This window comes from Bradyrhizobium sp. STM 3843, assembly GCF_000239815.1.
Lineage (GTDB): Bacteria > Pseudomonadota > Alphaproteobacteria > Rhizobiales > Xanthobacteraceae > Bradyrhizobium.
In genome coordinates this window covers 1-13,085 of the sequence record NZ_CAFK01000332.1, presented here as the reverse complement: position 1 = coordinate 13,085, position 13,085 = coordinate 1, and the positions used below count along the sequence as shown (strand labels likewise).

The 13,085-nt window shown below is 63.6% G+C and carries 12 protein-coding genes and 1 tRNA gene; 10 read left to right on the top strand and 3 right to left on the bottom strand.

What is annotated here, in order from left to right; all coding sequences use genetic code 11:
- Nucleotides 1–214: 214 nt before the first annotated feature.
- Nucleotides 215–877, bottom strand: coding sequence for a histidine phosphotransferase family protein (locus BRAS3843_RS36415; RefSeq protein WP_008974290.1), 663 nt, complete (start codon nucleotides 875–877; stop codon nucleotides 215–217).
- A 281-nt stretch (nucleotides 878–1,158) separates the two neighbouring features.
- Here BRAS3843_RS36415 and cysQ point away from each other — a divergent pair, with 281 nt between their 5' ends.
- Entirely contained in the window at nucleotides 1,159–2,001 is an 843-nt protein-coding gene (gene cysQ / locus BRAS3843_RS36410) for a 3'(2'),5'-bisphosphate nucleotidase CysQ (protein ID WP_008974289.1), read from the top strand.
- Nucleotides 2,002–2,015: 14 nt separating this feature from the next.
- Here the strand turns inward: cysQ and BRAS3843_RS36405 are convergent, their stop codons facing one another.
- The gene (locus BRAS3843_RS36405; protein WP_008974288.1) at nucleotides 2,016–2,468 is read right to left on the bottom strand and encodes a YHS domain-containing (seleno)protein; all 453 of its coding nucleotides are present in this window, start codon (nucleotides 2,466–2,468) and stop codon (nucleotides 2,016–2,018) included.
- Nucleotides 2,469–2,644: 176 nt separating this feature from the next.
- Between BRAS3843_RS36405 and BRAS3843_RS36400 the strand changes: the two genes are divergently transcribed.
- The 9 genes from BRAS3843_RS36400 to BRAS3843_RS36355 all read left to right on the top strand — a co-directional run bounded on the left by BRAS3843_RS36400 (nucleotide 2,645) and on the right by BRAS3843_RS36355 (nucleotide 12,286).
- Nucleotides 2,645–3,253, top strand: a complete 609-nt coding sequence (locus tag BRAS3843_RS36400; RefSeq protein WP_008974287.1) for a DUF1134 domain-containing protein — start codon at nucleotides 2,645–2,647, stop codon at nucleotides 3,251–3,253.
- Between the two features lie 119 nt (nucleotides 3,254–3,372).
- A complete protein-coding gene (locus tag BRAS3843_RS36395) occupies nucleotides 3,373–4,656 on the top strand; it encodes a hypothetical protein (RefSeq protein WP_008974286.1) in 1,284 nt (427 codons plus the stop codon).
- A 170-nt stretch (nucleotides 4,657–4,826) separates the two neighbouring features.
- A tRNA-Val gene (locus BRAS3843_RS36390) sits at nucleotides 4,827–4,901 on the top strand.
- Nucleotides 4,902–5,670: 769 nt separating this feature from the next.
- A complete protein-coding gene (locus BRAS3843_RS36385) occupies nucleotides 5,671–5,895 on the top strand; it encodes a hypothetical protein (protein ID WP_008974285.1) in 225 nt (74 codons plus the stop codon).
- A gap of 219 nt (nucleotides 5,896–6,114) precedes the next feature.
- Nucleotides 6,115–6,360, top strand: a complete 246-nt coding sequence (locus BRAS3843_RS36380; RefSeq protein ID WP_139025082.1) for a hypothetical protein — start codon at nucleotides 6,115–6,117, stop codon at nucleotides 6,358–6,360.
- A gap of 29 nt (nucleotides 6,361–6,389) precedes the next feature.
- Complete coding sequence (locus BRAS3843_RS36375; protein WP_139025081.1) at nucleotides 6,390–6,599, top strand: hypothetical protein; 210 nt, start codon at nucleotides 6,390–6,392, stop codon at nucleotides 6,597–6,599.
- A 1,248-nt stretch (nucleotides 6,600–7,847) separates the two neighbouring features.
- On the top strand, nucleotides 7,848–10,415 hold the full coding sequence (locus tag BRAS3843_RS36365; protein WP_008974280.1) for an ATP-binding protein: 2,568 nt from the start codon (nucleotides 7,848–7,850) through the stop codon (nucleotides 10,413–10,415).
- A 229-nt stretch (nucleotides 10,416–10,644) separates the two neighbouring features.
- Nucleotides 10,645–11,064 (top strand): CopG family transcriptional regulator, encoded by a 420-nt coding sequence (locus tag BRAS3843_RS36360; protein ID WP_008974279.1) that lies wholly within the window; start codon nucleotides 10,645–10,647, stop codon nucleotides 11,062–11,064.
- Nucleotides 11,065–11,068: 4 nt separating this feature from the next.
- Entirely contained in the window at nucleotides 11,069–12,286 is a 1,218-nt protein-coding gene (locus BRAS3843_RS36355; protein ID WP_008974278.1) for a PHB depolymerase family esterase, read from the top strand.
- A 323-nt stretch (nucleotides 12,287–12,609) separates the two neighbouring features.
- Here BRAS3843_RS36355 and BRAS3843_RS36350 read toward each other — a convergent pair.
- The coding region (locus BRAS3843_RS36350) for an NAD(P)-dependent oxidoreductase (protein WP_035984028.1) at nucleotides 12,610–13,085 on the bottom strand (476 nt) is incomplete at its 5' end.

Here is a 13,085-nt window from a genome sequence, read left to right as displayed (position 1 = left end):
GCACGCAACGGCACGCGACATGACGCGCCTTCAAACCGTGGCCAGTTTCGATGCAAACCGTTTAATATTGGTTGAGTAAGCGGAAATGAATGGGCTCAACAAAGAGATAAGATTCACCCTGCGCTTGTAGACGTTCCCTTGGCAAGGTTCGGTTAACCATAACGCGCGGGATGCCGCGCGCCCTCGCACCGAATGAGAACAAGCGCGATCGCTATCAGGCGGCGGAAACCACCATCGCATCGCCGTCGGCCGCCAGCGTCACCTTCAGCCCACAAGCCTCGGCCAACAGGCGCGTATAGTAAGGCTGCACCGCATGGGCATCGATCGGTCCCTCATGGGTCGCGCCGAGAAGATTGACGATGTTCTGCGGCAATCGCGCATTGAGACCGGTGGCAGCAACCCGAAAGCTCATGCTCTCGCCGTCCCCGATCGGATCGACCGTCAAGACGCCGCCGCGCGGAATGGTCTGCTGCGCGATCACCATCATGTTGAGCAGGAGCTTGACCCTGTTCTTCGGCAACAGCAGCCGCGGCAGATTCCAGACGATCGAGGTCTTGGCATCCTCGATGTGGCCGCGCGCCATGGTCTGGGCATCGCCGAGATCGATCTGCGCGCCCGCAGAGCCGGCCGCGCCGAAGGCAAGGCGACAGAACTGCAGCCGGGCCGACGCGGTCTTGGCGCTCTTGCGGATCAGCTCGAGCGCAAAGTCGCGATCTTCCGGCTTCGGATTGTCGTCGAGAACCTCGAGCCCGTTGACGATGGCGCCGACGGGACTGATCAAATCGTGGCACACCTTGGAGCAGAGCAATGCGGCGAGTTCGAGCGTATCGGGGGCGGGATACTGGGTCGCAGGAGCGGGGGACGATGTGCCTGACATTCGATGTTCCTGGAAATCCACGATTTTTGACGAATCATGCGTGCTTTCAGGCTTGATACACTGCAAGCGCATGAACGGCCATATGAGCTTAGAACTGATCCGGAAAACTGCGTATAGGTTTTCGCGCCCAAACGTTGCGAGCCGAGACCAGGTCCACGGCCGAGAATTGGATACCTGCTCCGCCCAACGCGAGCGCGAGCCCGAAAAGATGCACAGGAGCAGAAACGCGAGCCGTGCCGGCCCGTCACCTGCTCGTGTTTACGCCAGAGGATGAAATTGCCATGAATGCCGCGGCATCTGAACGCCCGACCATCGACACCAAGACTGCCGCTACCCTGATGGAGCCGCTGACCGAGCTGATTGTGCAGGCCGGGCGGGCCATTCTCGCGGTCAATCGCCGGGCCATGGACGTGACCGAAAAATCCGACGGCTCTCCGGTCACGGAGGCCGACCTTGCCGCCGACCGGGTGATCGCCGACGGACTCATGCGAATTGCGCCGCAGATTCCCACTCTCTCGGAGGAACAAGCCGGGGCGCCGGCCCAGCCTTTCGGCGGCAGCTTCTTCCTGATCGATCCGCTCGACGGCACCAAGGAGTTCGTCGCTGGTCGCGGCGAGTTCACGGTCAATCTCGCCCTGGTCACCGAGGCCACTCCCCTGCTCGGGATCGTCTGCGCTCCGGCACTCGGATTGATCTGGCGCGGCGTGGTCGGCCGCGGTGCCGAGCGTCTGACATTCGAGGAGGACAGGATCGGCGCGCCGACCCCGATCCATACACGGAAGATGCCGGAACCCGGTCAGTCCTGGGTTGCCGCGGTCAGCAGGTCGCATGGGGATGCGCGCACGGAAGCCTTCATCGGGAGCCGTCCCAGCGCGGTGAGGCTGCCGCTCGGCTCGGCGGTCAAATTCGGGCGCCTGGCAGAAGGCAGCGCCGACATCTACCCGCGGCTGGCGCCGACCTCCGAATGGGATGTGGCCGCGGGCCACGCGGTCGTGACCGCCGCGGGCGGCGCGGTCACCACGGAAAGCGGCGCTCCCTTGCGCTTCGGCGTGGGGCGGGACGGGTTCATCATCCCCTCCTTCGTCGCCTGGGGCGACCCGGCAGCGATCACGCCGGCCTGCTGAGACGATCATCGTCTCTATTGCGGCAGATCCCGCTCGAGCACCCGCCAGCGCTCGGTCGCCTGGCGCAGGTAACGCTCGGGGTCGGCGGCGAAGGCCTCGCGGCTTTCCTCGCGGCTGAACAGGAACAGCCGCTGATCAGCCACCAGCCAGAGCCGCGGATTGCCGGCCACGGTGACGCCACGGGCGACGTCCATGGGATCGTAGCCGCCGAATTGCGGACCGTAGACCTCGGGATGGGCGAGGAAGGAGGCGCGGTTGCCCTCATTGTGGAAACGCCAGACCACCCCGCCCTGCCAAGCCTCGAATTCCTGCAGGCCCAGGATCGGCTGTCCATCCACGAAATAGGCCACGGGGTCGAAGCCATCAATGGCCAGCCCGCTGAAACGGTTGGCAATGATCCGCTCCGTGGTCGCAGCCTGTACCCCGACGGCTGCCGAGAAGGCCGCCAGCAGCACAAAGACGGCCATTCCCGGGCGAAATCGCGACCACGGCAGCCCATGGTTTTGTTGTTGCCGTTGTCCGGTCATAGTTGGTGCCGATAAAGTGGGAGTCGATGGGGCTTTGCCCCTCTCCGATCATCGCTGCGGGGTGGTTGGCGTCAGGTTAAGCGACGGTCGGACGTTCGATAGCAGGGGACCTTTTCATGAGTTTCGGTTTACGCCTTGCCGCCGCGACGCTCGCGGCCTTCATCGGCCTTGCCTTGCCGGCGAGCGCACAGCAGGGGCCGCCACCTCAGAACCTGCCGCCGCCACAGCGCACGCCGGGACCGGATAACTACGGACCTGACGAGCTGGTGAACGCCGGACATCGGTTCTTCGGCAACGTCTCCCGCGGCCTCGCCTCGGTGATCGAACGCGCCGTCAGCCAATGGGGCCTGCCGAACGGCTACGTGCTGGGCGAGGAAGGCTCCGGCGCCTTTGTCGCCGGCCTGCGCTATGGCGAGGGCACGCTCTACACCAAGAACGCCGGCGACCTGCGCGTCTATTGGCAGGGCCCCTCGCTCGGCTTCGACTGGGGCGGCGACGGCGCACGCACGATGACGCTGGTCTACAACCTGCCCGCGACCAACGCGATCTATCAGCGCTTCGTCGGCATCGACGGCTCGGCCTATATCGTCGGCGGCTTCGGCATGACCGCGCTCACCGCCAACAACATCGTGCTGGTGCCGATCCGCTCGGGTATCGGTCTCCGGCTCGGCGCCAATGTCGGTTATCTCAAATACACGCCGAGCCCGACCTGGAACCCGTTCTGATGCCGGGCCGACACATTCTGCACTGATGGATCAACGTTAACCTGGCAACAGGCTGGCTTCGTCCCTGCGGCCATGTCATTGTGATTCCATCAAGCCCAACGTCCCGGAGCCTGCGTCCCATGGTCGAGCCGATCATGTATTTTGCGATCGGTTTTCTGGTCGCAATGCTATGCGCCCTGATGGTCGTTCCGCTGGTGCACAACCGGGCCGTCCGGCTGACCACGCGCCGCCTGGAAGCCGCCACGCCACTGTCGATGGCCGAGATCCAGGCCGACAAGGATCAGCTCCGCGCCGAATTCGCCATGTCGGCACGGCGGCTCGAGCTCAGCGTCGAGACGCTCAAGAGCAAGACCACGAGCCAGCTTGCCGAGCTCGGCAAGAAGACCGATGCGATCAACCGCATGAAGATCGAGCTGGGCGAGAAGAACGCCGCGATCTTCGCGCTGGAAGCCCGGGAGAAGGCGCTCAAGGACCAGCTCCGCGCCACCGAGGAGGAGGTCAACGCCAAGACCGATTCGCTGCGCGCCGCCGAGCAGGCGTTGCGGAACAAGCAGAGTGAGCTGTCGAAGCTGACGACCGATCTGAACGACCGCGCGATGCTGGCGGACAACCGCCAGATCGAGCTGGTGACGGTGCGGACCCAGGTCGAGGAGCTGACGGCGCGCGTCGGCGACGCCGGCAAAGACCTGGCCGCCACGCAGGCGCGGCTGGCGCAGGAGCGCGGCGAGCAGGAGACGGCGACGCGCGAGCTCACCGATGCGCGCGGCCGGGTGGAGAATTTGAGCCAGCGCGTCACCGACCTCGACCGTCAGCTGATCGTCCAGGTCAAGGAAGCCGAGATGCTGGCGAGCCGGGTCGCGGACCTCGAGGGGCGGCTGGCAACCCAAGGCAAGCTGCTAGCCGAGCGGGAGTTCGAGACCAACCAGCTCCGCCAGGCCAATACGGCCGCCGAGCGCACCGTGCAGGAGCTGCGCGAGGAGATCGCCGGCTTTTCCGGGGGCAAGTCGTCGGCCGTCGACAAGCTCAAGGCCGAGAAGGCCGCGCTGGAAGAGCAGCTCCGCGCCGCCCGTGACGAGCGCGCCAAACTGCAGCGCGAGATGAACGCGGTCCAGCAGCAGGCGGAAAGCACCTGGGCCCAGGAACGCATGGAAAACGCCCTGCTGCGCGAACGCATCAACGATATCGCCGCCGAGGTGGCCAAGCTCGCGATGCAGATCGAGGGGCCGAATTCCACCATCGAGGCGATCCTGGCCGCAGAACCGGCGCCCCCCCGCCCGGCCAATGGCAATGCGAACGGCACCGCGGCGGCACCTGCCGCGGCCGGCGCCCAGGGCGGCACCCTGGCCGAGCGCATTCGCGCCCTGCAGGCCCACGCCTCGCGTGCCCGCCAGATCGGGGCCTAGCACCGCTCCGGCGTGACCGGCTCCGAGGAGGAGCCTGCCTTGCGGAGAATTCCACCCCGGAGGGCGGCGCAAACCTTGACACCGATAGCCCGCACTTCGTAAATCGCACCCTCCGACGGACTGCTTCGGGCGCTTGGCCGGCTTCAACGCCGCCCCCGCCACCGAAATCCGGGCGCATAGCTCAGCGGGAGAGCGTTCCCTTCACACGGGAGAGGTCCAAGGTTCGATCCCTTGTGCGCCCACCATTAGCCAGAACCCGGAGATGGTACCCGAAATCGGCTAGGCACGAACCCTAGCCAAAGCGCGACGATCTTTCGCAAGCTCCAGAAAGCGCGGATCTCGCACCTCACCCGAGCAGCTGCGCGATCTCACCGACGATGGCTGGCGCATTATGCTGGGAGGGCCGAGCGCGGCTGCGTCAAGGCGCCGGCCAATATCAATCGCTTTCATTGACAAACAGGCCAAGACAAATCCGCCGGCTCCGCCGTTCCGTTCCATTTGCGGTGCAGAGACCAAGGACCCGACGAACCCGCAATGGTTCGCAATCCATCAGCCACATTGCGAAGCCGCCGAGCGCATCGCGCATGGACAAGCAAGCGTAAAGTTGACGTGATGCCCGACATCGACCGCGAAGAGATCATCAAGGCGCTCGCCAGCACGGTTTGATACACCCCATACCCCCCGCATGCACCGGCTCGTGGTGGAAATGCATGCGGGGGGTTGGCCGAGCACGTGCCTCGCATGCTCGGCAAAGTCGATGATGTCGATTTCGGAACGTGGTGCCATTGTCCTCGGGGTCAATCGACACTCAGCGTCCGAACCGCAAAATCCGCAAATTTGGACGAATGAGGTTTGGGATGAATATTCCGGATCGCCTGTACGCTGTCGGCCTCGTTTTGATGGGGTCGGTCGCAATCGCATTGGTGGCAATGAAACTATTTCGAGTTTGAGACGTGAAGCGATGAAGTTCGTTGAACCACGCCCGTACGCTGCCCCTGAGGCCGCAGCAAGCTGATGGAAATTGCGCGTTCGCTGAAGCCGGTACAGGGCGGCCGCCTTAACATCGAAAAGATCAACGGGCCGATACTGACCGGGCTCGGCGCCGCGCCGGCCGAATACAAGGCAGGCCTCGACTACGCCATCGCGCAAGGCCGGCTGTGGCTGCACGAAAGCGACACCCATGTGAAGATCACCGATAAAGGCGCGGAGCTGTTCGCAATCAATGCCCAAGAAAACTGAAGCGAAGGCTGCGCGGTGCCGTCAACTCTCGTCCGATTACCAAGCTCGCGCGCAAATGCCCGGCGTACCTGAGCGGCGTGCGAACCTGCTCAGAAACATCAGCCGGAGCTACCGTGCTCTCGCCACCCAATTCGAAATGCTCGCCCTCTACATCGTGCAGGAAAAGCAATCGCGTGCACCATAAGTGAAGATCACCGAGACGGAAGCGGCGCTGATCGAATGAAACTGCCAGACAAATTGGCGGATCGTTTTGCCTCCCCTCCGCGAGGCATGTGCACCGACCAGGCTGCAGCCTACCTTTCGATGAGTGCATCGACCCTCGTGAGGCTGGTCGATGAGAACGAGGTGCCGAGATCTGTGAGGACGGGCATGGCGACGGACCGTCTGGAGCTTGACGCCGCATTTGGCGACTTGAAGGAGGAAGGTGGAAACACCATCCACAAGCTTCTCGGAATGAAACCGTGACCTCGGCGGCAGAACCGAACGGAGAGCTGATGGACATCGTCGATATCGCGGCCGAACTACGGGAGATCGAGTACATACTGCAGGACGATCGCCTCAGCGAAGAAGCCCGGTTCGCCCTGATGGGTGCCAGTCAGGCGCTCCGCCATGTCCTGGCTCCCCGCACGTGGCAACGCGCCTCGCAAACCTTCTACCGCCTCCACGCGCGGCCGGATGAGGCCACATCATCGCGGCTCCACTGAGCACGGTTTAGGGAAATTCAGCGCGCCGCGCGCGCGAACCTACTAATTTGTAATGTCGGGCGATCTTGATCGAGGCCGCAGGACCAGCTATCGCCGTCGATTGTGTTTCAACCTTAAAGATATAGCACTCTGAGATCGCAATCGATGAAGGAAACCGAAGCGAAGGCTGCGCAGTGCCGGCAACTTTCGTCCGAGTACCGAGTTCGTGCGCAGCAGCCCGGCATACCTGAGAGGCGCGCGAACCTGCTCAGAAACATCAGCGGGAGCTACAGTGCTCTCGCCACCCAATTCGAAATGCTCGCCCTCTACATCGTGCAGGAAAAGCGAATCCTGCGATGTGGATCGCGTGCACCATAGCTACAGGAATTGGCTGAAATGAACGCGATAACGCGCGACCACATCAAGTGCATGATCCGCGACTTTGAGCGCTTGCTTCATCGGGGCGCGGGCTACAAGTCCGCCGCGACCAAAGACCCTGCTGGTCGCAGTTCACGTCGCTCAGACTCAGTTCTGTCCAACGTCGGATTGCGGTGAAGAAGAGACTGCGGCTTTGCGCTCCGCTCGCTGTTATTGCCCCGGCTCTTCGTCGGACGGAGTCGAAACTGGCCACCGGCCGAGGAATGTGTCGGGCGGGGGCTCGCCCAGCAAAGCAAGGCTGCGCATCAGCGTCTCCAGCATCCCGCCGCTCATAACGGTCTGGCTGCAGGTTCGAGTCCTGCCGGGCCCACCAACGAGATCGTCGAGGTAGCGACCGTCGGCTGGAGCTGTGGGGGAGCACGAGCTCGAGGTTGGTCCTGGTCTGAGCTTCCGCGCATATCCAGGGATCGTCCGACGACTTCCATCGAACTGAAGCCGCCTTCTTTGGAATGGTCCCTAATCGTCTCGCCTGAGCGTCGAAACGACAGCTCGTCCTGGCTCGCAGCAGTATGATCAGCCAGATGACGATCGCAATCACCACCACCACCACGGCAGCCACTGGCATTGCGCCGGATACATGACTTTGCGTTGCAATCGTAATGCAATTGTCGTTACTGAACATCTTTCAGTAACAGAGCGCATGCATCTCCTGTCGACTCGATGGAGTGAGAGATGGAGATCGCGGAGCTGTCTCCGGACACAAGCCGGGTGCCAGGTCGAACGGCTTCTGCCCGTCGCCTTGTCCATCCTCGGCGCGGATACCGTCGCGTGTCCTGGCGCAGCCCGGCAAGGCTGGCTGCAAGCCGGATTTATCGTCCCGGACACTGAGCCGTGACGCTGCTCTCGCGCTTGTTTGCACTCATTGCCGTCGCCTTGCTGCCGGCAATCGCGATCCAGTCCTATAATGAGATCGATCTCCGTCGTTCCCGCCAGGCCGAGGTTCAGGAACAGGCGCTTGGCCTCGCCAAGCTCGCGGCCGCCGAGCAGCAACAGGTCGTCGAGGGCATTCGCCAGGTGTTGATCGCGCTCTCGGAGCTTCCGGCGATCAAAGAAAGGGATTCGCGGGCCTGCAGCGGCTATCTGTCGACGCTCAAGGGGCGCTTTCCGGCGTTCCTGACCTTTATCATCGTCGATATGAAAGGACAGTCCATCTGCACCACCAACGGCCAAAGTGTGAATGTTGCGGACCGCTCCTATTTCACCGAAGCGATGCGGACGGGCCATTTCACAGTCGGGATCTATTCGATCGGCAGGCTGACCGGGCGCGAGCTCATCCCGTTCGCTTTGCCGTTCTCGGACGAGCATGGGGAGTTCACCGGCGTCATCATCGCCGCACTCAATCTGGAGTGGCTGGCGAATTTCATCCTGCAGATGGGCGTTCCGCGCGGCGCGGCGCTGGCCATCGCCGATCGCGCCGGGACCTACCTCGCGCGCTATCCCAACAACGGCAAATTCGTCGGCCGCCAGATGCCCGGCCAGCGCTACATGCATTCCGACCATTCGGGCACGATCACGACCGTCGATCTCAAGGGCGTCGAGCGGATCGTGGGCTACTCGACCTTGCAAGCAGATTCCGGAGAGCTGCTCGTCGCGGTCGGCCTCGACAAGGCACAGGCCTTCAGCTGGATCGAGCGCCGGACCTGGCAGGACGTGCTGCTCATCGCGCTCGGCGCGACACTGGTCCTGCTGCTGTCATGGTTCGGGGCTCGGCGCTTCATTCATCAACCGCTCAAGCAACTGGTCGATGCCGCGAACCAGTGGCGACTCGGGGACTATGCGCAGCGGGTGCATATTCGCGACAAGCGGTCGGAGCTCTCCTGGGTCGCTGACGCATTCAACACCATGGCCGACGCGCTCGCCGCGCGCGAGCGGGAACTCTACGAGGCCAAGGAAAGAGCCGAGGAGGCGGCCAATCGAATCACCTCGATCTTCGAGAGCACAAACGATTGCGTCATGATCGTTGATCGGGAGTTTCGCGTCTCCTATCTCAACGCCCGTGCCCAGGCACATCTGTCCGAGGAGCGCGATCTCATCGGCGTGGACATCTGGGAAGCGTTTTCGGTTGCTGCCGCAGAGCCTGACGTCGCCGTTTTGCTCCAGGAGGCGGTGTCGAAGCAGCAATCTACCTCGTTCGAGCGGTTTTGTGCCCGGCGTGGCGTCTGGTACGACATTAACGCGTTTCCGTCGGGCGAAGGTCTTGCCGTGCTGTTTCGGGATACAACCGAGCACAAGCAGGCGATCGAGGCGCGCCGACTGATCGAGGAGCAGCTTCACCAGAGCCAGAAGATGGAGGCGATCGGCCAGCTCACCGGCGGCATCGCCCACGACTTCAACAACCTGCTGATGGTGATCTCGGGGAATCTCGAGTTGATCGAGAGCGCCGAGACGGACCGGGATCATGCCCGCGAGCTGGCGGCAGCATCCCGGAAGGCGGCCGATCGCGGTGCCAACCTGACCGCTCAGCTGCTCGCCTTCTCCCGACGGCAGAAGCTGACACCGAAGCCGGTCTATGCCGATTGCCTGATTCGCGATTTCCAGGAGGTGATCCGCCAGGCGGCGGGCGAGGGATGCAATTTCAGTCTCGTTGGCGATGATCGGTTGTGGCCTTGCTACATCGATCCCGCACAGCTGCAGACCGCGCTGCTCAACCTCGCGCTCAACGGGCGCGATGCGATGCCGAATGGCGGCGGACTTCTCGAAATCAGCCTGCGAAACGTCACGCTGGAGGACGATGCGATCGCCGGCGTGTCGGCCGGCTGCTATGTCATGATCTCGGTTACCGACACGGGCTGCGGCATGACTCCGGAAACGCTCGACCGGGCGTTCGAGCCGTTCTTCACCACCAAGGAGGTCGGGCGGGGGACCGGGCTGGGGCTGAGCATGGTTTACGGCTTCGTCCGGCAATCCGGCGGTCATGTCACCATCGAGAGCGCCGTCGGCGCGGGAACCACGATCTGCCTCTATCTGCCCCGGTCGGCACAAGCCCCTGTGGTAGAGCCCGCGGTCACGCCGGCGCACGACACGCCGGCAGGCTCGGGACAGGTGCTGCTGGTCGAGGACGATGACGAAGTCCTGGATGTCACACTGACGATGCTGAAGCGGCTCGGTTATGAGGTTGTCTACGCCCGCAATGGCGTCGGCGCGTTGCGGATGCTCAAGAACGGAATGCAGCCCGATATTCTGCTCAGCGACGTGGTGATGCCTGGCGGGGTCAACGGCATCGAGCTCGCGCGCGAGGCGAGACGGCTGTATGAGGGCATCAAGATCCTGCTTGCCTCGGGCAATGCGGCAGATGTCCTGGCGCAGCACGGCGCGATAGGCGAGTTTCCCGTCATCGGTAAGCCCTACCTCCGCGCCGAGCTTGCCCGATTCCTGCGGCGCTTGACGCATGAGTCCTGAGCATCGGGCAGAGATTGCCATGCCCTGGCAATCGAGACGTCATCCCGGTCCGCGCCAACGTCGAATGACGCCGTTAGCGGCGCTCGCAAAGCCCCGGCGCTCCGATCGCCAGGCGATTCGACGCTCCATTTGCCGTGGCAGCCCCTTTCGGAGCCCCTTGAATGGCGGGTTCGAGCATCCATATGCCATCCATGTACCATCCCAATGGATGGTAAAATGGAACAATGTCATGGCAGACAACATCCGCGAACTGCGCCCAAAGGCGCCCGACACCGAGAAAATCACCGTGAACCTCGGTTATGTCGACCTCGGCCAAATCGACCTGATGGTGCAGGAGGGGTTCTATTCCAACCGCACCGACTTCATTCGCACGGCGATCCGGAACCAGCTCGAGCGGCACGCCGACGTCGTCAAGCAGTCGACGGTCCGCAACAGCCTGGACCTCGGCTTGCGGAATTACAGCCGCGCGGATCTCGAAGCCGCGCAGCGCCGCGGCCAGATGCTGCAGATCAATGTGCTGGGCCTTGCGACCATTGCCCCTGACGTCACGCCCGAACTTGCCCGCGCCACCATCGCTTCGGTCTCGGTGCTCGGCGCGCTCCATGCGAGTGCCGCGGTCAAGGCTGCTCTTGCCGACAGAATGAGGTGACGCGATGCTGAATCCAGATATCGTCCGCGAGGCCACGCGACTGACGCGCGCCGGCCAATTAGTCGAGGCCACCGCGCTGCTGCAGCGCATGCTGCGCGGCGCGAGCGCGCCGGCAGCGCCGCCCGCCAGTCCTGCCCGGACCACGCCCGCAAGGCTCGAGCCGCCGACCATTGATGCAAAGGCCACGCGCCTCGCAGAGCGGGCGCGCCAACCTGAGCCGGCCGCGCCCACGCAAGCCAAGCCCACTCAAGCCAAGCCTGCTCAAGCCAAATCCGCTCACACTCGTAGGCGGTCGCGCGCGGGCACCGCTGACATCGCAAGCCTCGGTCTGCGAGGTCCGATCAGGCGCGCGCCCGCGATGCGGGACATCGCGCCGGAGGGCACCCAATTCGTCGAAGGCCACTTCAGCAATGCGGCCGGCCACCGGAGCTACAAGCTGTTCAAGCCACACCGATGTCAGGAACCAGCACTGCCATTGATCGTCATGCTGCACGGCTGCACCCAGTCGGCAGACGATTTTGCCGCTGGCACACGGATGAACTTCCTGGCGGACGCGCAGAACTGCTTCGTGGTCTATCCCGAACAGCCGCGCGGAGCCAATCAGGCGAAATGCTGGAACTGGTTCCGCAGCGACGACCAGCAGCGCGATCGTGGCGAGCCGTCGCTGATCGCGGGCATCACCCGCCAGATCATGCGTGAGTATGCGATCGATCCGAAGCGTGTCTATGTCTGTGGCCTGTCGGCGGGCGGCGCGGCTGCGGCCGTCATGGCTGCCACCTACCCCGACCTGTACGCTGCCGTCGGGGTTCATTCCGGCCTCGCCTGCGGGGCCGCACGCGACCTTCCGTCCGCGCTGATCGCCATGCGTCAAGGCGGCGGGTCCGACTTGACGGCGGCAAAATCAGCTGTACCGACCATCATCTTCCACGGTGATCGCGACACCACGGTGCATCCGGACAATGGCGATCGGATCTTCGCGCAATCGACTGGAGCTACGCGCGGGAAAACGTCGATCCGCGGGCGGGCGCCAGGCGGCCATGCCTACACGCGGACGATGCTTGCCGACCCGAGCGGGCAGGTGACGTCCGAGCACTGGACGATCCATGGCGCCGGTCACGCCTGGTCAGGAGGCAGTCCCGCCGGCTCCTACACCGATCCCAAAGGGCCGGACGCGACGCGGGAGATGCTGCGGTTCTTCCTTTCGCATTCGCTCAGGCGCTAGCGCGGCACGCCCCGCCCGGCCGCGCCGAACCGCGAGCTTTCAGTCGCGACGCAATTTTCAGGAACCGCAGCCTGACTGAGCCATTGAACCAATCCACTTACGTTCGGGAGACTGCAATGCGCCTTCGCACGTACCGGGACGAAAGCCATGCCTGCCACCTGGATCTCGTTGGTGGCACCACCAGCCCTTGGACCGTCGACCTCGTCAGCTTGGTAGCGGCGCTTATCTTGGTAACGAGCTTCGTCTGCGCTCTGCTTGCTCAAATCCTCTAGGATCTGGTGTCAAAGCGATAGGTCGATCCTCCTCATTGAGGCCCGCGGGAGCTATCGAGTGACGAAACAATGCTGATCGACCGTGTCGCCCCGCAGCAAAGCAAGCACGTTGCGCACGGTCATCAGCGAGACCTGGCGCCGCGCCTCTTCCGTCACGCCACCGCAATGCGGCGTCACGATCACGTTCGGCAGAGCCCAGAGCGGATGGTCGTTCGCGGGCGGCTCGATAGCGAAGCTGTCGAGGCCGGCGCCTGCGATCCGGCCTGACTTCAACGCATCGACCAGCGTCGGCTCGTTTACGACCTCGCCGCGCGCGGTGTTGATCAACAGCGCACCGGGCTTCATGAGCTCGAATTCCCGCTTGCCGATCAGACCGTGCGTCTGCGGGGTCAGAGGACAATGCAGGCTGACGACGTCGGATTGCGTAAGAAGCTCATCGAGCGTGTCGACCTTGCGCACGTGCGGGCCGAATGCTGCGGCGGGCGCGAACGGATCGTAGGATATCGTGGTCATCCCGATCGGCTGAA